18 protein-coding genes are annotated in these 24,507 nt (G+C 46.1%); 16 read left to right on the forward strand and 2 right to left on the reverse strand.

Going from position 1 to position 24,507, the window contains the following annotated elements:
• Positions 1 to 18: 18 nt before the first annotated feature.
• From truD to rpoS, 4 genes are all read left to right on the forward strand, one after another.
• Positions 19 to 1,002: a tRNA pseudouridine(13) synthase TruD gene (gene truD, locus O59_RS05975; RefSeq protein WP_007640571.1), complete on the forward strand. Its 984-nt coding sequence runs from the start codon at positions 19 to 21 to the stop codon at positions 1,000 to 1,002.
• 105 nt (positions 1,003 to 1,107) lie between these two features.
• On the forward strand, positions 1,108 to 1,782 hold the full coding sequence (locus O59_RS05980; protein ID WP_198284768.1) for a protein-L-isoaspartate(D-aspartate) O-methyltransferase: 675 nt from the start codon (positions 1,108 to 1,110) through the stop codon (positions 1,780 to 1,782).
• A 210-nt stretch (positions 1,783 to 1,992) separates the two neighbouring features.
• Positions 1,993 to 2,811 carry a peptidoglycan DD-metalloendopeptidase family protein gene (locus O59_RS05985; protein WP_007640573.1) on the forward strand — a complete coding sequence of 273 codons (819 nt, stop codon included), beginning with the start codon at positions 1,993 to 1,995 and terminating at the stop codon, positions 2,809 to 2,811.
• Positions 2,812 to 2,957: 146 nt separating this feature from the next.
• On the forward strand, positions 2,958 to 3,959 hold the full coding sequence (rpoS, locus tag O59_RS05990; protein WP_007640574.1) for an RNA polymerase sigma factor RpoS: 1,002 nt from the start codon (positions 2,958 to 2,960) through the stop codon (positions 3,957 to 3,959).
• A gap of 85 nt (positions 3,960 to 4,044) precedes the next feature.
• On the opposite strand, the gene glk is transcribed toward rpoS, so the two are convergent.
• Positions 4,045 to 5,046: a glucokinase gene (gene glk, locus O59_RS05995; RefSeq protein ID WP_007640575.1), complete on the reverse strand. Its 1,002-nt coding sequence runs from the start codon at positions 5,044 to 5,046 to the stop codon at positions 4,045 to 4,047.
• A gap of 332 nt (positions 5,047 to 5,378) precedes the next feature.
• On the opposite strand from glk, the gene O59_RS06000 reads away from it, so the two are divergent.
• Together O59_RS06000 and O59_RS06010 are read left to right on the forward strand one after the other, a co-directional pair.
• Positions 5,379 to 7,838 (forward strand): exo 1,3/1,4-beta-D-glucan glucohydrolase, encoded by a 2,460-nt coding sequence (locus O59_RS06000; RefSeq protein WP_007640576.1) that lies wholly within the window; start codon positions 5,379 to 5,381, stop codon positions 7,836 to 7,838.
• Between the two features lie 474 nt (positions 7,839 to 8,312).
• Positions 8,313 to 9,530 carry an alginate export family protein gene (locus O59_RS06010; protein ID WP_007640578.1) on the forward strand — a complete coding sequence of 406 codons (1,218 nt, stop codon included), beginning with the start codon at positions 8,313 to 8,315 and terminating at the stop codon, positions 9,528 to 9,530.
• Between the two features lie 114 nt (positions 9,531 to 9,644).
• Here O59_RS06010 and O59_RS06015 read toward each other — a convergent pair whose 3' ends face one another.
• Positions 9,645 to 10,925, reverse strand: a complete 1,281-nt coding sequence (locus O59_RS06015) for a citrate synthase (protein WP_007640579.1) — start codon at positions 10,923 to 10,925, stop codon at positions 9,645 to 9,647.
• 616 nt (positions 10,926 to 11,541) lie between these two features.
• Here O59_RS06015 and sdhC point away from each other — a divergent pair.
• The 10 genes from sdhC to O59_RS06065 all read left to right on the forward strand — a co-directional run bounded on the left by sdhC (position 11,542) and on the right by O59_RS06065 (position 24,480).
• Positions 11,542 to 11,916 (forward strand): succinate dehydrogenase, cytochrome b556 subunit, encoded by a 375-nt coding sequence (sdhC, locus tag O59_RS06020; RefSeq protein ID WP_040391608.1) that lies wholly within the window; start codon positions 11,542 to 11,544, stop codon positions 11,914 to 11,916.
• Positions 11,910 to 12,281, forward strand: a complete 372-nt coding sequence (gene sdhD / locus O59_RS06025) for a succinate dehydrogenase, hydrophobic membrane anchor protein (protein WP_007640585.1) — start codon at positions 11,910 to 11,912, stop codon at positions 12,279 to 12,281. The genes sdhC and sdhD overlap by 7 nt, the downstream gene beginning before the upstream one ends.
• The gene (gene sdhA / locus O59_RS06030; protein ID WP_040391610.1) at positions 12,281 to 14,053 is read left to right on the forward strand and encodes a succinate dehydrogenase flavoprotein subunit; all 1,773 of its coding nucleotides are present in this window, start codon (positions 12,281 to 12,283) and stop codon (positions 14,051 to 14,053) included. The genes sdhD and sdhA overlap by 1 nt, the downstream gene beginning before the upstream one ends.
• A gap of 30 nt (positions 14,054 to 14,083) precedes the next feature.
• On the forward strand, positions 14,084 to 14,788 hold the full coding sequence (locus O59_RS06035; RefSeq protein ID WP_007640587.1) for a succinate dehydrogenase iron-sulfur subunit: 705 nt from the start codon (positions 14,084 to 14,086) through the stop codon (positions 14,786 to 14,788).
• A 188-nt stretch (positions 14,789 to 14,976) separates the two neighbouring features.
• Positions 14,977 to 17,808: a 2-oxoglutarate dehydrogenase E1 component gene (locus O59_RS06040; RefSeq protein ID WP_007640588.1), complete on the forward strand. Its 2,832-nt coding sequence runs from the start codon at positions 14,977 to 14,979 to the stop codon at positions 17,806 to 17,808.
• Between the two features lie 61 nt (positions 17,809 to 17,869).
• A complete protein-coding gene (gene odhB, locus O59_RS06045; protein ID WP_007640589.1) occupies positions 17,870 to 19,060 on the forward strand; it encodes a 2-oxoglutarate dehydrogenase complex dihydrolipoyllysine-residue succinyltransferase in 1,191 nt (396 codons plus the stop codon).
• A gap of 104 nt (positions 19,061 to 19,164) precedes the next feature.
• Positions 19,165 to 20,604 (forward strand): dihydrolipoyl dehydrogenase, encoded by a 1,440-nt coding sequence (gene lpdA, locus O59_RS06050; RefSeq protein ID WP_007640590.1) that lies wholly within the window; start codon positions 19,165 to 19,167, stop codon positions 20,602 to 20,604.
• 123 nt (positions 20,605 to 20,727) lie between these two features.
• Positions 20,728 to 21,894, forward strand: coding sequence for an ADP-forming succinate--CoA ligase subunit beta (sucC, locus tag O59_RS06055; protein WP_007640591.1), 1,167 nt, complete (start codon positions 20,728 to 20,730; stop codon positions 21,892 to 21,894).
• 12 nt (positions 21,895 to 21,906) lie between these two features.
• Positions 21,907 to 22,779 carry a succinate--CoA ligase subunit alpha gene (gene sucD / locus O59_RS06060; RefSeq protein WP_007640592.1) on the forward strand — a complete coding sequence of 291 codons (873 nt, stop codon included), beginning with the start codon at positions 21,907 to 21,909 and terminating at the stop codon, positions 22,777 to 22,779.
• Between the two features lie 147 nt (positions 22,780 to 22,926).
• The gene (locus O59_RS06065) at positions 22,927 to 24,480 is read left to right on the forward strand and encodes an FAD-binding domain-containing protein (protein WP_157152496.1); all 1,554 of its coding nucleotides are present in this window, start codon (positions 22,927 to 22,929) and stop codon (positions 24,478 to 24,480) included.
• Positions 24,481 to 24,507: the final 27 nt, after the last annotated feature.

Consider the following 24,507-nt stretch of genomic DNA (forward strand, 5'->3'; position numbering starts at 1 on the left):
TTATTTACGGATTATGTTTTGACAGAATTTTCGTTGGATTTCCCGCGTGCATACGGCGAACTGAATGCATCGGCTATTTTTCGTGATCAACCGGAAGACTTTAAAGTGGATGAAGACTTGGGCTTCGAACCACTGGGGACGGGTGAACATGTTTTTCTGCAAATATTAAAGCGCGGTGAAAACACGGCGTGGGTTGCCGGAAAAATCGCCGAGCTGGCAAAGGTTAATATTAATGATGTTGGATATGCTGGCCGCAAGGATCGCCATGCAGTGACCACCCAATGGTTTAGTGTTTATCTGCCTAAAGGTATTGAGCCAGATTGGATCTTGCTTAACAGCGATACGATTTATGTGATTCGCGTTGCGCGCCATCAGCAGAAGCTGCGTCGAGGTGATCATCGCCAAAACTATTTTGTGATTCGTTTGCGCGATCTTCAAACAGATGATCGTCCTGTATTGGAACAAAAAATTCATCAGGTGCTAACCTTGGGCGTGCCCAATTATTTTGGTGAGCAGCGCTTTGGTTTTAATGGTAATAATTTGATAGAAGCCGATGCAATTTTGGTAGGCGGTAAACGTTACAAAGACAAACAAAAACGCGGGTTAATGTTATCTGCCGGACGCTCCTATTTGTTTAATCAGGTTCTCGCTGCACGAGTTGTTGCAGGTAATTGGTGTGATCTTGTATCGGGCGATCCCGAACCTCAATCATCCGGGCCCTTGTGGGGGCGCGGTCGCTCATTGGCAAGCGATGAGTTATTGGCGTTTGAACAAACAGTATTAGCTGATTGGCAACAATGGTGTGATGGGCTGGAGCATGCCGGATTGTCGCAAGAGCGACGGCCTTTGCGTTTGCTTCCTGCAAATGCCCAGTGGCGCTGGATAGAAAACGATTTGGAGCTTTCCTTTTCGTTGGCTGCCGGTGAGTTTGCCACTGCTGTTTTGCGTGAGTTAGCGCAGTTAACTAATCGCTCACAGGACTCACTTATCGAGTTGGAGTAGATGAGCGATCATTGAAACGCCGCTATGGTATAGTTGCCCGCTTTGTTTAAACGATTTTACATTGTGCCCAATGGGTTAGTTGTAGGTGATGGAGGGGATCTGGCGATGACAGACTTATTGATGCAAGGTGTAGGTATGACCTCGCTGCGCACCCGTGAGCGTCTCATTCAGCGTTTACGCGACCAAGGCGTAACGAATATGCGCGTCCTGGATGTAATGTTAAATACCCCGCGCCATATCTTTCTGGATGAAGCTTTGTCTCATCGTGCCTATGAGGATACAGCCTTGCCAATCGGGCACGGGCAAACCATATCCCAGCCTTACATTGTGGCGCGTATGACAGAAGTGTTACTGGGTGCTGCGGGCGGCAATTTACAGAAGGTACTTGAGGTGGGTACGGGGTCCGGTTATCAAACCAGCGTCTTGGCGCAACTTGTTCCACAGGTGTACAGCGTTGAGCGGATAAAACCACTGCAAGACAAAGCCCGCGACCGATTGCGTCAATTAGGTTTGCGCAATGTGCAAATGCGTCATGCCGATGGTGGGTTTGGCTGGCCGGAAGCTGGTCCTTACGATGGTATTATCAGTACTGCTGCGCCTCAGGCAATTCCGGATGAACTGTTAAAGCAATTGGCTCCGGGCGGTGTTCTCGTAATTCCGGTCGGGGGCAGGGAGCAGCAGCTTCATCTTGTTATTCACGATGCGGAATCCGGTAAATTTGTGACCCGGATTCTTGAACCGGTAAAGTTTGTCCCGTTTCTATCGGGGACTGCGCGGTAGTGGATTGCTGAATTGATTTATAAGGTATTCTAAGTGCGGTAGGTATCTTGGATCTTTTTTCGCAGGAAAAGCTTTGGATTTACGTGAACCTTCGCTCTTTTCTCCTGTGTATTTATAAAAATATTAGATAATTTTAAAATAAATTTAATTTATTAACTCCAAAATGGCATAAAAGAGATTGAAAAATAACCATGATTATTGAGTAATTCGATGCCAAAGCTTGCATTTTTTTCCTCAAGATTACTTATAAATTTGTTCGTTATATCGATCAAAATTTGCTTGCTAACTGGTTGCTTGAGCAATCATTCTGCACCTGTTGAAGATAAGTCACGTACCAATATCAAGCGCCCATTGGCGCATGTTGTGATTCCTGGTGACACACTGTTTTCTATCGCATGGCGTTATGGACTAAAATATGAAGCTCTCGCAAAGCACAATGGAATCAATGCTCCCTATCTAATTCGCCCATCTCAAGTCATTCGGTTAGACATTGCTGCCAAGGCGCAGAGCAACCAAGGCTCGCGCACCCATGCTACTAACTCTAGGCAAATATCACCTACAAAAAACACCCAGTTTGTTAGCACCCCCAGATCAACTAGTAAAATAAAACAAACAGTTATGGCAGGGTCCGATAAGCCAAATAGTCAGCTTACAGGTGCACCACAGTGGCGTTGGCCCACTCAAGGTGCAATTTTGTCATCCTTTCAAAGTAACAGTGGTTTAAATAAGGGTATTGATATTGGTGGCAAATTGGGAGAGCCTGTGCTTGCAGCAGCTTCAGGAAAGGTTGTTTATTCAGGAAGTGGGCTGCGCGGTTACGGCAAATTGCTCATTATCAAACACAATGAAACCTTCCTGAGCGCGTACGCACACAACAATGCTTTGCGAGTAAAAGAAGGTGATTTTGTTAAAGCTGGGCAAACAATTGCCGAAATGGGTTCTAGTGGTACCGATAGGGTAAAACTTCACTTTGAGATTCGCCGCGATGGAACGCCTGTTGATCCAATGAAGTTTTTACCGCGTCGTTAGAAAAATGTCATGTTCATGAGTTAAAACGGGAATTCATGAATGACTCTTTATCGTGGAGAAATCCTTAAGAGTTACAGCTAGGGCGAGCTGGGTGATTCATAAATACAAGCCAGCCGGTTAAATAAAAATTGATTAAGGGGCTGAAAATGACTTTACATAATAGTGATTCAACGACTTTAGATCGTGATGATACTTTCATAGCACAAGACATTGATATTGAAGATGCAGAGCTTTTGTTGGCGGAAGAAGATGATGTGCCCAAGCCTTCAATGTCCAGTGCTAGCGAACGAATTATTGATGACAAGTACAATAAAACCCTCGATGCCACCCAGATCTATTTAAATGAAATTGGATTCTCCCCTTTACTCAGTGCAGAAGAAGAGGTTTATTTTGCCCGCAAAGCGCTTAAAGGCGATGTCGCTGCGCGTAAACGGATGATAGAAAGTAACCTTCGGTTAGTTGTTAAAATTTCCCGTCGTTATGTTAATCGTGGACTTGCCTTGCTGGATTTAATTGAGGAAGGCAATCTTGGGCTTATCCGTGCCGTAGAGAAGTTTGATCCAGAGCGTGGTTTCCGCTTTTCGACTTATGCTACCTGGTGGATTCGCCAAACTATTGAGCGTGCAATCATGAATCAGACGCGCACAATTCGTTTACCCATACATGTTGTAAAAGAGTTAAATATTTATCTGCGCGCAGCGCGTGAGCTTTCTCAAAAGTTGGATCATGAGCCAACACCCGAGGAAATTGCCAATCTTCTGGAAAAGCCAGTGGCAGATGTCGAGCATATGCTAAGCCTTAATGAGCGGGTGACATCTATCGATGCCCCAATAGGGAATTCTTCTGATCGTGCAATTGTTGATACTATTGCAGATACCCACGTCTCTGATCCTGCCGCATTGCTACAAGATAGTGATTTGACTACCAGCTTGGATCATTGGTTAGATGAGCTTACAGAGAAGCAGCGCGAGGTGTTAGCACGCCGTTTCGGATTAAGAGGGTACGAGGTAAGCACCCTTGAGGAAGTGGGTCACGAAATTGGCTTGACTCGCGAGCGCGTACGTCAAATTCAGGTTGAGGCGCTTAAACGTTTGCGCGACATAATGGAGAAGCAAGGATTAGATAGTACGGCGCTTTTTAGTGTGTAAATTACTTCGATGAAGTGCTGTTTTATTTAAAAAAACAAAAAGCGGAACTGATAAGGTTCCGCTTTTTGTTTATGTGGTTCGTAATCTATTTTTTAAGTGCGTCAGTATTATTGATTAACCACGCTGCAGAACCAACCAAGGCGGCTTTATCATTAATAATTAGCTTTATGGATATGTCGCTAACGTAACCAGTCATTGGGCCTTTGTTTTTATAGCGCTCCAGAAAGTGCGATTCGGGCAGTAAGTCAACCAACTTGGGAGTAATGCCCCCGCCAATTACTACGCCGCCTTTGGCTCCCAGCGACAGCGCTTTATCACCTGCGACCTCTCCTAGTACATCACAAAAAGTCAACACCGCTTCGCGGCAGAGTGGATCTTGATTGGCGATGCCTTTCGAGCTCACTTCAGCGGGTGTATAGGGCATTGCATCGACCCCTTCGTTATGCGCAAGTGCTCTATATAGGGTAACAAGTCCGCCACCAGAAAGAATATTTTCAACTGATACGTGATTTTGCTCTTTCAGGAGGAAGGCTTTGATATCAAGCTCTTTCTCGTTGGTGGGGGCAAAACTGGCGTGCCCACCCTCTGTTGGGATAATTCGCCAGTTATTTTGGTCTGGAACAAGCGCTGCCATGCCAAAACCTGTGCCTGGCCCCATAACAACAATTGGAGCATCAGTATTGGATTTATGGGAATCGTATAGCGTGACCAGCTCGTTTTCTTCAAGGAACGGCACTGCATAGGCGAGAGAGGCAAAGTCGTTGATGACGTGCAATGTTTTCATTCCCAATTGATCCCGCAAGCCATCAATAGAGAACTTCCAATTAAGGTTGGTCATGGATGCTTGGCCATTTTCGATAGGACCTGCAATTGCAAGGCACCCATAAGCGGGAATCTCAACGCCAAACTCACTGCAGCAAGCCTTGATCATTGTGGCCATATCTGGATAGTTGGCGCATTTGAGAGTGATTTGGCGTTCTGCCGTATAATTGGTCTTGCCATTGATGCGATTTTTTTCAGCATCAAACTCGACCAGACCGAAACGACCGTTAGTGCCTCCGATATCAGCAACCAGTAACAGGCTCATGCGACTCCTCAGCTTCTTTAATATTAAGAAGACTAGATTGTTATAGATGGTGTGTTAGAACTGTAATATTTCTTGAGCGCGGGAGAATAACATTAAACTTAATTTGCGGAAATTCACTTTTAAATTGTGAGTCGAAAATGGATGTTATCGCGTTTTATTGAGTGGTTTTTTAAGCATATACAGCCCTACTTACATTGCTCTTTACACTATAAATATTACTTAGGCTGTTGTTTTTGGAGTTATAACTGTTGTTTTGTTGACAGCGCTGTCATTAATGGGTAGCGTTCTCATCGGTTTTTTATTACATATATGTTTTTCCGGAGGTTGTAGAAGTGCAGTGGCCAAGCATCACTAGCAAGGTAAAAAAAGATCCTGTTCTCGAAGCAAAAATTGATCACATTCTTGGTGATTTGAGTTTGGAAGAGAAAATAGGGCAAATGATCCAGCCGGAAATCAGGCATTTAACTCCTCAAGATGTGAGGGATTTTCATATCGGCTCAGTGTTGAATGGCGGCGGTTCGGTTCCCAATGGTAATCGCTATTCAAAAGCTGCAGATTGGCTGGCTATTGCTGACGCCTATTACCAGGCATCTATGGATGATAGTGATGGTTATATGGCTATTCCTATCATGTGGGGGACGGATGCAGTACATGGTGTTGGAAACATTGTTGGAGCAACGCTATTTCCTCACAACATTGCATTAGGTGCGACCAGAAATACGGAATTAATTAAAGAGATTGGCAATATTACCGCGACAGAAATCGCAGTAACCGGATTGGATTGGGATTTTTCCCCAACAGTGGCTGTCGCCCGTGATGATCGCTGGGGGCGTACTTATGAATCTTATTCGGAGCATCCGGAGCTGGTTCGTGATTATGCCGGAGTGATGGTTGAGGGGCTTCAAGGTGAAGCGAGCGGTCAGGGTTTTTTGTCTGCCTATAAAGTCATATCTACAGCCAAGCATTTTATCGCTGATGGAGGGACTCATAATGGAATAGATCGGGGCGATTGCCTGGCTGATGAGGAAACCCTGTTTCGGGTTCATGCTGCAGGTTACTACAGCGCTATAGAGGCTGGTGTTCAATCAGTGATGGCTTCCTTTAATAGTTGGCACGGCGTGCATATGCACGGTCATCAATATTTGTTGACGCGGGTGTTGAAAGAGCAGATGGGGTTTGATGGGCTTGTGGTTGGTGATTGGAACGGCCACGGATTTGTCGCCGGTGCGACAGTTTTAAATTGCCCGCAGGCAGTAAACGCTGGATTGGATATCTTTATGGTGCCGGATCCTGAGTGGAAGCAGCTTTATAAAAATACACTCGAGCAAGTCAAAACAGGCGTTATTCCATTGTCCCGTATTGATGATGCTGTGCGACGCATTTTGCGAGTGAAATTGCGTGCAGATCTTTGGCAGAGAGGGCTTCCATCCAAGCGCCCTTTGGCTGGTAAGGATGAATTACTCGGCGCCCCCGAACATCGTGCTGTAGCACGTCAGGCTGTCCGTGAGTCCCTGGTATTACTAAAGAATAAAAACAATATTTTACCGCTTTCCCCCCGCTTAAATGTGCTGGTTGCAGGTGATGGTGCGGATAACATCAGCAAACAAACGGGCGGTTGGTCCGTGAACTGGCAGGGCACCGGCAATACTATGGCTGATTTCCCTGGGGCGACTACGATCTGGATGGGCATCGACGCCGCAGTTTCTGCCGCAGGCGGTAAAGCAATATTGAGTGTGGATGGTGCTTATGATCAGAAGCCTGATGTTGCAATTATTGTTTTTGGTGAAGACCCCTATGCAGAAATGCAGGGCGATATTCAACACCAGTTATTAAAGGCTGGTGATACGCGCGATCTTGAATTACTTAAAAGGTTGCAGTCGCAAGGTATTCCCGTCGTATCCTTATTTGTTACCGGTCGTCCCATGTGGGTTAACCGGGAGTTAAACCTCTCTGATGCATTTATGGTTGTTTGGCAGCCGGGAACTGAGGGAGCTGGTGTAGCCGATGTTATTTTCACTGGTATTAACGGTGAGCTGAATCATCCAGTTAAAGGGAGATTATCGTTTTCGTGGCCCAAGCGTCCTGACCAGGGGCCACTCAACTGGGGTGATGAAAATTATGAACCATTGTTTGCTTATGGTTTCGGCTTGGCTTACGGCGAGCTGGATTTGTTAAAGGATAATTTACCCGAGGAGGGCATTGCTCTTGAGGAAAGTTCCAATGTATTGGAGCTGTTTAACCGGCGCCCTCTGGGTGCTTACCAAGTAATGCTTGAAGGGAAAAATAATGACCGTGTGCTTTTAAACGGGAATATTGCTAATGTTTCAACGCTCAGTGTTAGTTGTGTTGATCGCGATGTACAAGAAGACGCGCGCAGGGTTATTTGGAATGGGGAAGGTGAGGGCTTGGTTGCAATTTCTAACCAAAATCGCCAAGTGTTGAGTAGTTATTACGAGTCTAACTCATCGTTGCTGTTTGATGTGAAAGTTGATTCGGCTCCTGAAGATCAAGCATGGGTTCGGATTGGTTGTGGCCCATCCTGTTATTCTCAGGTTGAAATAACGAGGGAGTTGCGTGAAATTGTTGGTGGAGGTTGGAAAACGCTATCGGTTGATTTGATTTGTTACCCTGATGCAGGTACAGATTTTGGGTTAAAAAGAACGCCTGAAGAGTTGTTCGCACTTATTCTTGAACCTTTTGCATTGGTCGCCAATGGTGCTCTCGACTTGACTTTTTCCCATGTGAGAATAGAAAAGTCACGTGCACAAGGTGGTTGTGTTCGTTTAGTATAGGTTTGTAGTATCGCCTCTAAAAGCCGCGCATTTTTGCGCGGCTTTTTTTTGTAAAAAATAAAGTACTTGGTGAAAAAAATCATTCGTGCTTTGACTGTGTGCGTGCCTTAAAAACGTGGTGCATTATTTTGTTCCATATGGGGGCGTCAATTTTTGGTTTTTTGCTTGGAAATGGCGCCATTTAAAATTACTCGTCACCATTAAAGTGCGCGATAAAAAAGTAATTTCACGGGCATTATTTTTTTTAAAATTTCATATCTCTTTGATTAATAGCAATTTATTGATGCCATTTCATCTTTTTTCGGCTGTTGGCACAAGACTTGCGCTAGTGGATATCAGTCAACATTCCTGTTGGTGCATCAGGGTTTCACTGGAAACTTTTTAGTGCACAGCAATGTGTAAGTTGCATTGCTAATTTGCTGGGAATGCTACTCATGGCTAACACACATCTACTATGTCTTTGGAGAAGGCTCTATGAAAAAAAATACACTTCATCTTTTGGTTGCTGCGGTAAGTTCGTTGGTTTGCGGTGTTCCAAGTGTTTCGGCAAAAACATTTACAGAGTCAATGCAACAAGGCAGTGTAGTAAAAGTAAATTTTCGGACCCGCTTTGAGGATGTTAGTGAAGATGGGCTGAAAGATTCCGATGCGTTAACTACTCGCTCTCGTCTCTCTTATCAGTCTGGTGCATGGAATGGTTTCGGATTTTCTGCCGAATTTGATGATGTTACCGAGCTTACTAATGATGTTGATTATCGCACTGCTCCATCGGGTGATGCGAATAATCCGGGCACTGCAATTATTGCTGATCCAGAAGGGACAGAAGTGAATCAAGGATTTATCTCATACACCAATTTTAACAATCAAGTTAAGTATGGTCGTCAGCGCTTGATTTTAGATAATGCCCGTTTTGTCGGTAACGTGGGATGGCGTCAGAACGAGCAAACTTATGACGGTGTATCTTGGACAAATAAAACTATTCGTTATACGAATTTCACCTACGCCTATATCAAAAATGTGAATCGTGTATTCGGTGAGGATAATCTCCTTCAGGGCGATCACAATCACAACAGTCATGTGCTTAATCTGAGCTACACCGGCTTTGATGCGGGTAAATTAATTGCTTACGCATATTTGTTGGATGTGGAAAACCCAATTGCTGCAAAAGGTGCAAGTAGTGATACCTTTGGTTTGCGTTGGCAAAGTGCTACTCATGGTATGTTTCAATATAATCTAGAGTATGCAAAGCAATCTGATGCTGGTGCTCTTGGGCTATTCGATGCTGAATATTTACTTGCAGAGGGGACCTTGAGTGTATCTCGTTTTGCATTTACGGGAGGCTATGAATTATTGGGTTCCGATGATGGCTCGTACGGTTTCGCAACTCCCTTGGCAACCCTGCATGCATTTCAGGGGTGGGCAGATAAATTTCTTGCAACTCCTGCTGCAGGTTTGGAAGATAAATATTTGAAAGTTGGATTTACCGCAGTTGGGACCCAATTTTTACTGGGGTATCACAAATTTGATTCAGATACCGGCAGTCTGGATTATGGTGATGAGATTGATTTCAGTGTTAGTAAAAAAATTGGTTCAGTAGTTTGGACCGCAAAATATGCAGACTTTGCCATGGGTGATGTCGCTGCCTACAAGGACACTACAAAGTTTTGGCTAATGGCTGATTGGAATTTTTAATTTCACAGTGCAAATATCACCCAATAAAAAACCTGCTTTGAGCAGGTTTTTTTATTGGATTTGTAGAATGCAAAAAGCCGCATGGAGCGGCCTTTTGCATTTACAGCATAGCAATTACTTGGTTGGGTAATCGCGCTTTGGACTGCCGGTATATTGTTGGCGTGGGCGACCAATTTTATATGGTCCGCTTACCATTTCATTCCAGTGGGAGTACCAGCCTACTGCACGTCCCAGTGCAAAAATCACGGTGAACATTTCGGTTGGTATACCGATTGCCTTCATGATGATGCCTGAGTAGAAATCAACGTTGGGATAGAGTTTCTTGGAGATAAAGTAGGGGTCTTCCAATGCAATCTGCTCAAGGCGCTTGGCGATCGCTAGCAATGGGTCATTTTCCAATCCCAGCTCGGCCAGCACTTCATCGCAAGTTTGTTTCATTACTTTGGCGCGTGGGTCAAAGTTTTTGTAAACGCGATGGCCGAAACCCATCAGCCGGAAGCCGGAGGTTTTATCTTTGGCGCGCGCAACGCAGGCTTCAATATTGTCTACAGTGCCGATCTCTTCCAGCATCTCCAAAACGGCTTCGTTGGCGCCGCCATGAGCGGGTCCCCACAGCGTTGAAATACCTGCAGCTATGGCTGCGAACGGGTTTGTGCCAGAGGAACCTGAGAGGCGCACAGTAGAGGTCGATGCATTTTGCTCATGATCAGCATGTAATATAAAAATACGATCCATAGCTTTTGCAATAGTCTTACTTACATTCGGAGTTTTGCCTGCAGTGCCGAATGTCATGTTCAAGTAATTTTCGGCGTAGCTCAAGCTGTCATCCGGAGCAATAAACTCTTCACCCTTGCGGTGCTTGTAAACCATTGCGGAAAGGGTTGGCATTTGGCCAATCAGTCGGTAAGCGGTCAGCTTGCGGCTTTCAGCATCGGTAATGTTGATTTCATCGTTGTAGACCGCAGCCAGCGCAGCAACAGCACTGCACAAAATCGCCATGGGATGTGATTCGCGCTTAAAGCTTTTGATGATATTGGCTACAGACTCATCTACTGCTGAGTGTTTTTTGATTTGGGCGGTAAATTCTTCTTTTTGATTCGGGGTTGGCAGTTCGCCGTTCAGTAAGAGGTAGCAGGTTTCAAGATAATCAGAGGATACAGCGAGTTGTTCGATTGGGTAGCCGCGGTGAAGGAGCACGCCTTCATCACCATCAATAAATGTAATACTGGATTCGCATGAGGCGGTGGACATAAAGCCCGGGTCGAATGTGAAGAAGCCATTTTTGGTGATGCTGGTAACGTCAATAACGTCTGGTCCGATAGTACTGGCGTAGATGGGTAACTCAATCGTTTTATCAATGCCATCAATCGTGAGTTGTGCTTTCTTGTCAGTCATTACTGACTCCTGTGCTTACTGATTTGGACTAAAGGCTTGAGTGAAGCATGTTTCGCTTTACTCAACGAATAAAAACCGTAGGTGGCTTTGCTTTCTATATAGCTCTGCTTTTAACAGCTTTTTAGGCCGGCTACTTTTTATGGACTGGTCAGCTGCATCTATTATGAGCTGATGGTGCCGATTGCGAGCGGCATTATAGATGACTTAATTGTTAAGGCGAAAGTTTTTGGTGCGGCTCGGCGGTAAATTTAGCTTCTTTTTTGGGGTTAGCTGATGTTGTACATCTTTGTCTGGTGATTCTTCGTATGGCACTTCCGGGTGGGTTGCATTGTTATGATGCATTAATCATTTTAATGCTTTAAATGCGTGCGTTTTTTGAAAAATTATCTAGATAAATCATGGTGTTGTGTAAAAATTCCGTTAAAAGATTATCCGCTTTGTGAATGCTGTATTTGAGGGGCTTAATCGGTGGCTTTTTGTTTGTGTTTCCAGAGGTCAATCTCTATAATGCTGCGCGACTTGCAGGGCGCACTGCACTTTTTTATCTCTTAATAGATACAAGGTGCGATGCTTACTCTTAAACCTGCCCGCGATGGGCAATAAGGTGATCTAGACCGTGAAAAAGAAAAGACCTGTCAACCTACATATTACATTTGCTGCACTTCCTATCACTGCTTACGTTTCTATTCTTCATCGCGTCTCTGGCGTTTTCCTTTTTGCGGGTATTGCACTCCTGTTATGGATGCTCGACTCAAGTACTGGCTCACAAGAAGGTTTTAACGCAGTAGCGGCGCTCACTTCAAATCCTGTATTTAAAGCGATTTTATGGCTTGTTTTGGCTGGATTGGCTTATCACATGGTGCTTGGTATTCGCCATTTGATTATGGACTTTGGTGTGGGTGAGTCGCTCAAAGGCGGCAAGCTAGGGGCTAAAATTGCGCTGGCTATTGCCATCGTGTTGATCGTATTGGTGGGGGTATGGGTATGGTAACTTCAGTAACCAGTTTTGGGCGCAGCGGTCTTTACGATTGGTTGATCCAGCGTATTGGTGGTGCTGTTATGGCGGCCTACACCATTTTCATCGTTGCTTACTTGGCATTAAACCCTGATTTGACCTTTGAGCAGTGGCAATCCCTTTACAATCAGTTGTGGATGCGTGTTTTTACTCTTGTCACTCTTCTTTCTTTTATATCCCATGCCTGGATTGGTTTGTGGGCCGTACTGACTGATTATTTAACCACTCGCATGTTAGGCTCCAAAGCAACTTTCTTGCGTATATTTGCCCAGATGGTCCTGGGTGCTGTTGCAGTGACTTATCTCGTTTGGGGTATTCAAGTAATTTGGGGTATTAACTGATGGCTACTATGCGCACGATTTCGTTTGACGGTATTGTAATTGGCGGTGGCGGCGCTGGTATGCGTGCCGCACTGCAATTGGCTCAATCTGGCTATAAAACAGCTGTAATTACTAAAGTTTTTCCTACTCGCTCACACACTGTATCTGCCCAAGGCGGGATTACCTGTGCGATCGCAAGTGCTGACCCGAATGATGATTGGCGCTGGCACATGTACGACACTATCAAAGGTTCTGACTATATTGGCGATCAGGACGCAATTGAGTATATGTGTTCTGTGGGGCCAGAAGCGGTATTCGAATTAGAGCATATGGGATTGCCGTTCTCTCGTACCGAAGAGGGCCGAATCTATCAGCGTCCTTTCGGTGGTCAATCAAAGAATTTTGGTGAAGGAGGGCAGGCAGCGCGCACTTGTGCCGCAGCAGACCGCACCGGTCATGCTCTTCTGCACACCCTTTATCAAAACAATATCAAAAATCAGACTGTATTTTTAAATGAATGGTTTGCTGTTGATTTGGTAAAAAATCAGGATGGTGCAATCGTCGGTGTTATAGCAATTAATATCGAAGATGGCGAAACCGTTTATGTAAAAGCGAAGGCAACTGTATTGGCAACAGGTGGTGCAGGGCGTATTTATGCATCAACGACCAATGCACATATCAATACTGGTGATGGCGTAGGCATGGCATTGCGTGCTGGTGTCCCGGTACAAGATATTGAAATGTGGCAGTTCCACCCCACTGGTATCGCGGGTGCTGGCACATTGGTAACTGAAGGTTGTCGCGGTGAAGGTGGTTACTTAATTAATAAGCACGGTGAGCGTTTTATGGAGCGCTATGCGCCTAACGCCAAAGACTTGGCTGGCCGCGATGTGGTTGCACGATCAATGATCCTGGAAATCATTGCTGGTAATGGTTGTGGTCCCAATGGCGATCACGTGTTGCTGAAGCTTGATCATCTGGGTGAAGAGGTTCTGGAAAGCAAGTTGCCAGGCATCTGCGAACTCTCGCGCACTTTCGCCCACGTCGATCCGGTTTATGCCCCCATTCCTGTGGTGCCAACTTGCCACTATATGATGGGCGGTATCCCCACGAATGTTAATGGACAAGCGTTAACAGTTGATGCCAACGGTAATGATGTGGTTATTGATGGTTTGTTCGCTTGCGGTGAAGTGGCTTGTGTATCAGTGCACGGTGCTAACCGTTTGGGTGGTAACTCATTACTTGATTTGGTTGTATTTGGTCGTGCGGCTGGACTGTATATCGAGAAAGCATTACGCGAAGGTATCGAGCATCGCGATGCAAGCGAGGCCGATATTGAAAAAGCCATGGCGCGCCTAAACAAAATTAATACATCTACATCAGGCGAGAGTGCATCTGTATTACGTAAAGAATTGCAGACAATCATGCAAAACTACTTTGGCGTTTTCCGCAAAGGTGAGTTTATGCAGAAAGGTATTCAGCAATTGGCTGAGCTGCGTAAGCGTATTGAGAATGTTTCGATTACCGATAAAAGTAATGCATTTAACACGGCGCGTATTGAAGCCTTGGAATTGCAAAACTTGCTGGAAGTGGCTGAAGCGACTGCTATTGCCGCCGAAGAGCGCAAAGAATCCCGTGGTGCTCATGCCCGTGAAGACTTCGAAGATCGTGACGATGCCAATTGGTTGTGTCACTCAATGTATTTCCCCGGCGAAAAGCGGGTTGGCAAGCGTGCGGTGAATTTTAAACCGCGCACTATGGAAGCGTTCCAACCCAAAAAACGTACCTATTAATAACCGCATAGGGTAATCGGGAGAAGAGTTATGTTGAAAGTACAAGTATATCGTTACAACCCAGAGACTGATAACGCCCCTTACATGAAAACCTATGAGGTAGATACTCAGGGTAAAGACTTGATGGTGTTGGATGTTCTTGAATTACTTAAGGCGCAGGATCAGTCATTAGCATATCGCCGCTCATGCCGTGAAGGTGTCTGTGGATCCGATGGTATGAATATCAATGGTAAAAATGGTCTGGCCTGCATCAAACCAATTTCAGAGTGTGTCAAAAACAACACTTTGATCTTGCGTCCATTGCCTGGTTTGCCAGTGATTCGCGATCTGGTTGTGGACATGACCCAGTTCTACGATCAATACAAGAAAATAGAACCTTTCTTGCAAAATGATACACCTGCGCCCGCTATTGAGCGTTTGCAGTCACCTGAAGATCGCGCCAAGCTTGATGGTCTTTATGAGTGTATACTTTGCGCTTGTTGCTCTACCAGTTGTCCTTCATTCTGGTGGAACCCGGATAAGTTCATTGGTCCGGCGGGCTTGCTTCAGGCGTATCGTTTTCTGGCCGACAGTCGCGACTTGGCTACACAAAAACGCCTGTCAAACCTCGATGATCCGTTCAGTGTATTCCGTTGTCATGGCATTCAAAATTGTGTCGCAGTCTGCCCGAAAGGCCTGAACCCGACACGAGCTATCGGCCATATTCGCAATATGCTTTTACAGAGCGCTACCTAGGGTAGCGCTTTTCTGTATTTGAGCTGACCAAAATAGTCAGCGCAAAGCCAAAGTAAAACTGTTTGTTGTAATGGAGAGTTACAGCGACTTAAAAGCGGCGCTTTTAATCAAAAGTTGAGAGCGTTTGGTAGCTAACTGCTAGTTGTTATAGCAGGAGGTTTAAACCTCCGATAATTAAGGTGAGTGGAATGCAAGACAGCATTATGGAGCAATTTTGGAGCACGTCTCACATCTCTGGTGGGAATGCTGCCTACGTCGAAGAGCTCTACGACACGTATTTACATAACCCTAATGCCGTTCCAGAAGAATGGCGCAATTACTTCGATCAGTTACCCCGTGTAAATGGGGTGCTAACCCAAGATACTCCTCACTCGGTTATTCGTGCTCAGTTTGAACAGTTGGGTAAATCCCGTATCCGCACTGTAACTGCTGCAGGTAGTTCGGTCAGTGCAGAGCACGAACAAAAACAAATTAAAGTTTTACAACTCATTAGTTCCTACCGCTTCCGTGGCCATCAAAAAGCACAACTTGATCCGCTAAATTTGATGCAGCGCGAGCCAGTTGCAGATCTCGATTTAAATTTCCATGGTTTGACTAATGCCGATTTGGATACTGTTTTTAACAGTGGCACTTTGTTTATCGGCAAAGAACAGTCTACTTTGCGCGAAATTATTGAAGCGCTCGAAAAAACCTACTGCGGCCATATAGGCGCAGAAATCATGCATATTACTCCGCTAGCTGAAAAACAATGGCTGCAACAGCGCCTTGAAAGTGTTCGCTCCAACCCTGAATTTAGTAAAGAGCAACGCCTTGCTTTGCTGGAGCGTCTGACGGCGGCTGAGGGACTTGAACGTCACTTGGATAGCAAGTATCCCGGCACAAAACGTTTTGGTTTGGAAGGCGGCGAGAGTTTTATTCCGCTGGTTGATGCCTTGGTAAAGCGTGCTGGTACCTACGGCGCGAAAGAAATCGTACTGGGTATGGCCCACCGTGGTCGTTTAAATACACTGGTCAATGTATTTGGCAAAAGCCCCGCAGAATTATTTGCCGAATTTGATGGTAAACGTTCTCTGAAAACTTCCGGTGACGTTAAATATCACTCAGGTTTTTCATCCAATGTAATGACTCCTGGTGGTGAATTACATATGGCGATGGCGTTCAACCCGTCGCACCTGGAAATTGTATCGCCTGTAGTTGAAGGCTCGGTACGTGCACGTCAGGATCGTCGTAGCGATAAAACTGGCGCAAAAGTGGTGCCTATTGTTGTACATGGTGATGCCGCATTTGCTGGGCAGGGTGTAGTTATGGAGACATTCCAAATGTCCCAGACTCGCGCTTACGGCACTGGCGGTACACTGCATATTGTTATTAACAATCAGGTAGGTTTTACCACTAACAAACGTGAAGATGCGCGCTCAACCGAGTATTGCACTGATGTTGCCAAAATGATCGAGTGCCCGATTTTCCATGTGAATGGTGATGATCCTGAGGCGGTACTGTTTGTGGCGCAATTGGCCATGGATTACCGTTATGAATTTAAAAAGGATGTGGTCATCGATTTGGTTTGCTATCGCCGTCGCGGTCACAACGAAACCGATGAGCCATCCGCAACCCAGCCGTTGATGTATCAAATCATCCGCAGTTTGAAAACGACTCGCACTTTATATGCTGATCAGTTGGTTGCACAAAATATATTGACGCAGACCGCTGCCGATGAGATGACAACCAATTATCGAGCAGCACTGGATCGCGGCGAACACGTGGCCAGTGGTTTGGTAAGCGAGCCGGACAGTAGTTTGTTTGTGGACTGGTCGCCCTATATTGGTCACGACTGGGAAACACCAGCCAATACAGGCTGTGACTTAAAAACTTTGCAGGCTTCCGCTAATAAAATGTGCGAAATTCCTGATGGAATTGTGCTGCAAAAGCAAGTCGAAAAAATTTACGAAGACCGCCGCAAAATGGCTGCTGGTGCCTTGGCGCTTAACTGGGGCATGGCTGAAACTCTAGCTTATGCAACTTTAGTGGAGCAAGGTTATCAGGTACGTATGACTGGCCAAGATGTTGGTCGCGGTACTTTCTCCCATCGCCACGCGGTAATCCACAGCCAAAAAGATGGTTCTGCTTACGTTCCATTGGCAAATATGGCGCCTAACCAACCATCCTTTGAACTGTTTGATTCTTATTTGTCGGAAGAGGCAGTGCTTGCGTTTGAATACGGCTATTCAACTACCTCGCCAACCGGCTTGGTGATTTGGGAAGCACAATTTGGCGACTTCGCTAACGGCGCACAAGTAGTAATTGACCAGTTTATTACCAGTGGTGAACACAAGTGGGGGCGTTTGTGCGGCCTCACTATGTTGCTGCCACACGGTTATGAAGGTCAGGGCCCTGAGCACTCATCGGCGCGTCTTGAACGTTTTATGCAACTTTGTGCTGAGCACAATATTCAGGTGTGCGTACCTACCACGCCAGCGCAGGTATTCCACATGCTGCGTCGTCAGGCGATTCGCCCAATGCGTCGCCCGTTAGTAGTGATGAGCCCTAAATCGCTGTTGCGCCACAAACTGGCCACTTCAACGCTTGAAGAACTGGCAAATGGCAGCTTCCAAAACGTGATTACTGATAGCAGTGTTGATCCGACTAAAGTAGAGCGTGTTATTTTGTGTAGTGGCAAGGTGTATTACACCCTGCTGGAAGAGCGTACTGCACGTAAACAGGAAAATGTTGCGCTGATCCGCTTGGAGCAGTTGTATCCTTTCCCTGAAGAAGAATTGAAAGCGGCAATGGCGCCATTTAAAGCGATTAAAGATATCTTCTGGTGCCAGGAAGAGCCCATGAATCAGGGTGCTTGGTATAGCAGTCAACATCATATGCGCCATGTAGTACATGAGTTGTTTGGCAAGGCGATGTATCTGGATTATGTAGGCCGTGATCCTTCTGCGGCACCTGCAGGCGGTTATATGTCTGTGCATATTGAAGAAGAAAAACGTTTTGTGAATAAAGCGCTCACTGTGTGAGTGCTTTTACTAACTGATTAATTGATCAAATAATCCTAGCGCTACAGAGAGATGGAATAGCATGAGTATCGAAATCAAAGCCCCTACCTTCCCTGAATCCGTTGCCGATGGCACGGTAGCAACCTGGCACAAAAAACCAGGCGAAGCCGTCAAGCGCGATGAGTTGATCGTTGATATTGAAACCGACAAGGTTGTATTAGAAGTGGTTGCGCCCGCTGATGGTAGCATCGCTGAAATTATCAAAGGCGAAGGTGACACCGTACTGAGCAATGAAGTGATTGCTCGTTTTGTGGAAGGTGCTGTTGCCGCCGCCGCACCAGCTGCTGCTGCGCCAGTTGAAACAAAGCCTGCCGCCGCCGCAGAGAAATTGGTAAACCCCGCTGCACGTAAAATGGCAGAGGAAAACAACGTAAATACTGCCGCTGTTGCTGGTAGCGGTAAAGATGGTCGTGTTACCAAAGAAGATGTTGCCAACCATTTAAAATCTTCTCCAGCGGTTAGCGCAGCTGCTGCGCCTGCACCGGTTGTTGCAATCGAAGCGGTAGGCGATCGTGTTGAGAAGCGTGTACCTATGACACGTTTGCGCAAGCGTATTGCTGAGCGCCTGCTTGAAGCATCTAGCACTACTGCAATGCTCACTACGTTCAATGAAGTGAACATGGCTCCGGTAATGGCGCTGCGTGCAAAATACAAAGACCAATTTGAAAAAGCGCATAACGGTTCACGTTTGGGCTTTATGAGTTTCTTTGTAAAAGCCGCTGCTGAAGCGTTGCGTCGTTTCCCTGTGGTAAATGCTTCTATCGACAATAACGATGTTGTATACCACGGTTATCAGGATATTGGTGTTGCGGTATCGACTGAAAAAGGTTTGGTCGTTCCAGTGTTGCGTAACGCTGAGAACATGAGCTTGGCAACTATCGAAAATACTATCCGTGATTTCGGTTTGCGCGCACGTGATGGCAAACTTGGTATTGAAGAGATGTCGGGCGGCACTTTCACTATTACCAACGGTGGTGTGTTTGGTTCGCTGCTGTCTACTCCAATTTTGAATCTGCCTCAGTCTGCAATTTTGGGTATGCACAAAATTCAAGAGCGCCCAATGGCCGTTAATGGCAAGGTAGAAATTTTACCGATGATGTATTTGGCGTTGTCCTACGACCATCGTTTGCTGGATGGTAAAGAGGCTGTGCAATTCCTCGTGACCATTAAGGATTTGTTGGAAGATCCGGCGCGCATTTTGTTGGAAATCTAATCTGCTTTTTTGAAACGCTCTTGGCAACCTAAGAGCGTTTTTTTATGTGAAGGGTTACTGCTCACAAGGTTGTAGCCGACTGTTAATAATTTAGGAACATTGTTATGTCTGAAAAATTTGATGTGATAGTTATCGGTTCTGGCCCCGCGGGCTATGTTGCCGCCATCCGTGCCGCGCAATTGGGTTTGAAAACTGCGTGTGTTGAGAAGTGGAAAAACGAAGAAGGCAAGGGCGTTAACGGCGGTACTTGCTTGAACGTAGGTTGCATCCCCTCTAAAGCATTACTCGATAGCTCTTACAAATACCACGAAGCAAAAGAGGATTTAGGTCTTCATGGTATTACCACTTCAGGCGTAGAGCTGAATGTTTCTTCGATGATTGCACGTAAAAATCAAATCATCAAAAATCTGACCGGCGGTATCGCAGGACTGTTCAAGTCTAACGGTGTTACCAGCTTGTTCGGTACTGGTAAATTGCTTGCTGGCAAAAAAGTCGAAGTGACTGACTTTGATGGCAAAGTAACGGTATACGATGCTGAAAACGTGATTTTAGCCTCTGGTTCCAGTCCAATTAATATTCCCCCGGCACCTGTTGATAACGATGTGGTTGTTAACTCTACTGGCGCATTGGAATTTACTGAAGTGCCAAAGCGCTTGGGCGTAATCGGTGCTGGTGTAATTGGTTTGGAACTGGGATCTGTTTGGAATCGTTGTGGCTCCAAAGTTACCGTGCTGGAAGCATTGGACAGTTTCCTCGCAATTATGGATCAACAAATTGCCAAAGAAACTCAAAAGATCCTCACCAAACAAGGTTTGGATATCCGCACCAGCTCACGTGTTACCGGTTCAAAAGTGAACGGCAAAGAGGTGACCGTTACCTATTTGGACAAAGAAGGTAAAGAGCAGCAAGAAACGTTTGATAAGTTGATTGTGTGTGTTGGTCGTCGCCCGTTCACAGAAAATCTATTGGCTGCTGACAGCGGCGTTAATTTGGATGAGCGCGGTTTTATCTTTGTAAACGAACAATGCGAAACTAATGCGCCAGGTGTATGGGCAATTGGTGACGTAGTGCGTGGCCCGATGTTGGCACACAAAGGTTCGGAAGAAGGTGTGATGGTTGCCGAGCGCATCGCAGGCCAAAAATCACAAATCAATTACGATATTATTCCTAACGTAATTTATACCCATCCTGAAGTTGCCTCCGTTGGTAAAACGGAAGAGCAAGTTAAAGCGTCAGGCGAGCCATACAATGTAGGTACCTTCCCGTTCGCAGCCTCTGGCCGTGCTATGGCGGCTAATGAAACTCAAGGTTTGGTAAAGATTATTGCTCACGCTGAGACTGATCGTATCCTCGGTTGCCACATTGTTGGCCCAAGCGCTGCAGATTTGGTTCAGCAAGTGGCGATTGCAATGGAGTTCGGTTCCAGTGCGGAAGATTTGGGCATGATGGTGTTTGGTCACCCAACCCTGTCTGAAGCTATCCACGAAGCAGCATTGGCGGTGCATGGTCATGCCATCCACGTAGCCAACAAGAAGAAGCGTTAAGAGAACCATAGAGTCCTCGTTTTTTAGGCGGGGGCGAACTCATAAGGTTCGTCTCCATCGATAACCCAGTTGGCATGTTTATCGATAATTGCATGTCCAACCATCGTCAAATGGAACTACACCATGAATTTGCACGAGTATCAGGGTAAGCAACTGTTTGCCCAATATGGTCTGCCTGTTTCTAAAGGCATTGCTGCTGCGACTGTTGAAGAGGCTGTTGCCGCTGCGGATCAAATCGGCGGCGATATGTTCGTCGTTAAAGCTCAGGTTCACGCTGGCGGCCGCGGTAAAGCGGGCGGCGTAAAGCTGGTTAAGAGCAAAGAGGATATCCGCGCTTTCGCTGAAAAGTGGTTGGGCAAAAACCTGGTGACTTATCAAACTGATGAGAAAGGCCAGCCAGTAAGCCGCATTTTGGTTGAAACCTGTACCGACATCGCCAAAGAATTGTACTTGGGCGCTGTAGTTGACCGTTCAAGCCGTCGCATCGTGTTCATGGCCTCTACCGAAGGTGGTGTAGAGATCGAGAAAGTTGCACACGATACTCCAGAAAAAATCCTTAAAGTTGCTGTTGATCCACTGGTTGGCGCTCAGCCTTTCCAAGGTCGCGATTTGGCTTTCAAACTCGGTTTGGAAGGTAAGCAAATCAACCAATTCGTGAACATCTTCCTTGGCTTGGCCAAGTTGTTCAAAGAGAAAGACTTGGCATTATTGGAAGTGAACCCATTGGTTATCACTCCAGAAGGTAACTTGCACTGTCTGGATGCCAAGTTGGTAATCGACGGCAATGCTCTGTACCGCCATCCAGAATTGAAAGCAATGCAAGATCCAACTCAAGAAGATGCGCGTGAAGCTCATGCTGCTGCTTGGGAACTGAACTACGTTGCACTCGGTGGCGATATCGGTTGTATGGTAAACGGTGCTGGTTTGGCGATGGGTACCATGGACATCGTTAAATTGCACGGCGGCCAACCGGCTAACTTCCTTGACGTAGGCGGTGGTGCTACCAAAGAGCGCGTAGTTGAAGCGTTCAAAATCATTTTGTCTGATGACGCGGTAAAAGCCGTATTCATCAATATCTTTGGCGGTATCGTACGTTGCGACATGATCGCAGAAGGCGTAATCGGTGCGGTTAAAGAAGTAGGCGTAAAAGTACCTGTTGTTGTTCGTCTGCAAGGTAACAATGCTGAATTGGGTGCAAAAGTGTTGGGCGAAAGTGGCCTGAACATTATTGCCGATACCGACTTGACTGGCGCTGCCAAGAAAGTTGTTGCAGCTGCTGCGAATCAATAAGGGGCGAAGAACATGAGCGTTTTAATTAACAAAGACACCAAAGTAATCTGCCAGGGTTTCACTGGCGCGCAAGGTACTTTCCACTCCGAACAAGCGATTGCTTACGGCACCAAAATGGTTGGTGGTGTAACTCCAGGTAAGGGTGGTCAAACTCACCTCGGCCTGCCAGTGTTCAACACTGTTGCTGAAGCGGTAGATGCGACTGGCGCAACTGCATCGGTTATCTACGTTCCGGCTCCTTTCTGTAAAGACTCAATCCTTGAAGCGGCTAACGGTGGCATCAAGTTGATCGTGTGTATTACTGAAGGTATCCCAACCCTCGATATGCTTGACGCAAAAGTGAAGTGTGACGAGTTGGGCGTGCGTTTGATTGGCCCTAACTGCCCGGGTGTTATCACTCCAGGTGAGTGCAAAATCGGCATCATGCCAGGCCACATCCACAAGCCAGGTAAAGTAGGTATCGTATCGCGTTCAGGTACTTTGACTTATGAAGCGGTTAAGCAAACTACCGATTACGGTTTCGGCCAATCTACTTGCGTAGGTATTGGTGGTGACCCAATTCCAGGCTCCAACTTCATCGATATCCTGAAGTTGTTCCAAGCTGACCCACAAACCGAAGCGATCGTAATGATCGGTGAAATTGGTGGTTCTGCGGAAGAAGAAGCGGCTGCTTACATCAAAGCTAACGTGACCAAGCCTGTTGTGTCTTACATCGCTGGTGTAACTGCACCTGCTGGTAAGCGCATGGGTCACGCTGGTGCGATTATTTCTGGCGGTAAAGGTACTGCTGACGAGAAATTTGCTGCACTGGAAGATGCGGGAGTTAAAACCGTTAAGAGCTTGGCCGATATCGGTAAAGCACTGAAAGAAATCACTGGCTGGTAATTTTTCCACGCCAAGTTGTTTCAAAAAGGCGGTCTTCGGATCGCCTTTTTTATTGCCATTTTTTCGTCACTTTATTTTATCTATTTACTCAGATCCAATCGTCAAGATTTAACGTATGCACAAAATCTTTCTTATTTTGGTTTTTGCATGCTCGCGCTCTGGTGGATTAAACGCGATTTTCGCCTTGATGATAATGCTGCGTTACATGCGGCATTGACTGAATGTGGCCATGTTGTTCCAGTTTTCTTTCTCGAGCCGGCTGTTTATCTTGCACAAGACGCCTCTGCATTTCATTTGCAGTCGCAGTTGACGGCACTGGCCGATTTGCAATTCTCGCTGCGATCCATCGGCGCTGAGCTACTGATTATCAACACAGATTTACCTGCTGGTTTTGTGCAATTAAAAGAGAGATTGGGTTTTACTCATATCTACTCCCATGAAGAAACAGGTGCAGGTATTACTTATCAGCGCGATAAAGCAGTTGCGCGATGGTGTAAAAAAGAAAACGTTCTCTGGCAAGAACTGCCTCAATCTGGAGTTGTTCGTCGTTTAGGTTCACGCGATAAACGCACCAAAATTATTGCTGAACGTTTATTCGATTCAGAGCCCCTTGAATCACCCTCTACAATCCCTCAGCCAGCTCTTGAGCATTTAAATTTTTTTGCCATTCCTTCATTGCACGAACTTGCACCGCAGCTACTGGATAAACGTATCTCCTGGCCTAGTGTTCAGGTAGTGAGTGAGAGACGTGCGCAGCGTACGTTGGATAGTTTTTTGCGGGAGCGTTCGTTGAGCTATCGCGGTGGAATTTCCTCACCCAATAAAGCCTTTTTTTGTGGCTCACGCTTATCGCCTCACATTGCCTGGGGGACGCTCAGTTTGCGTCGTATTTTTTTCCGCCTTCATCAGCGGTTGTCAGAGTTAGATGAGCAGTTGGATGCAGGCGATGACAACAAACTTGCACTGCGCTGGCAAAAAAGTTTGGAAAGTTTTAGTTCGCGTTTGTTTTGGCGCGATCATTTTGTCCAGCGTTTGGAGTCAGCGAGTTATATGGAGTTTCGCGCATTAAATCCGGCATACGAGGTTTTGGAATACTCGCAGGATACAAGTAGATTGGCGGCCTGGCTTAATGGCGAAACAGGGTTTCCTTTGGTAGATGCTTGTATGCGTTGTTTACAGGCCACCGGTTTTTTGAATTTTCGCATGCGGGCGATGGTGGTCAATTTTGCCTGCTTTGGATTGCATATCCACTGGCGGGATTTGCAGTATCCGCTCGCGCGTTTATTCACGGATTACGAGCCGGGCATTCATTTTTCCCAAGTGCAAATGCAAGCGGCAATTGTTGGCATCAATACTATTCGCGTTTACAGTCCACTGAAGCAATTAATAGATCAAGACCCGGGATGCCAGTTTATCAAGCGTTGGATTCCTGAGTTACGCTGTTACAGCGCTGAGCAAATAGCCTGTCATGAGACTATGCCGCTGCCGGGCTACCCCCGCGCTATTGTGGATGCTGAGCAGAATATCCGCGTGATGAAAGATCGCATTAGCCGTATTCGTAAAAGCGATGAGGGCAGGGAAGCCTCGCAACAAGTGTTGGTAAAACATGGCTCTCGCCTGAAACAAAAAAATGCGAAAACGACACGCCATGCTGAATCCCACAGCGCCTGTGACAACCAAATTGACTTGTTTGGGCATTAGAGGTTGATGCAATTTAATGTTAAATTG

Origin of the sequence: Cellvibrio sp. BR, assembly GCF_000263355.1 — a bacterium.
Taxonomy (GTDB): domain Bacteria; phylum Pseudomonadota; class Gammaproteobacteria; order Pseudomonadales; family Cellvibrionaceae; genus Cellvibrio.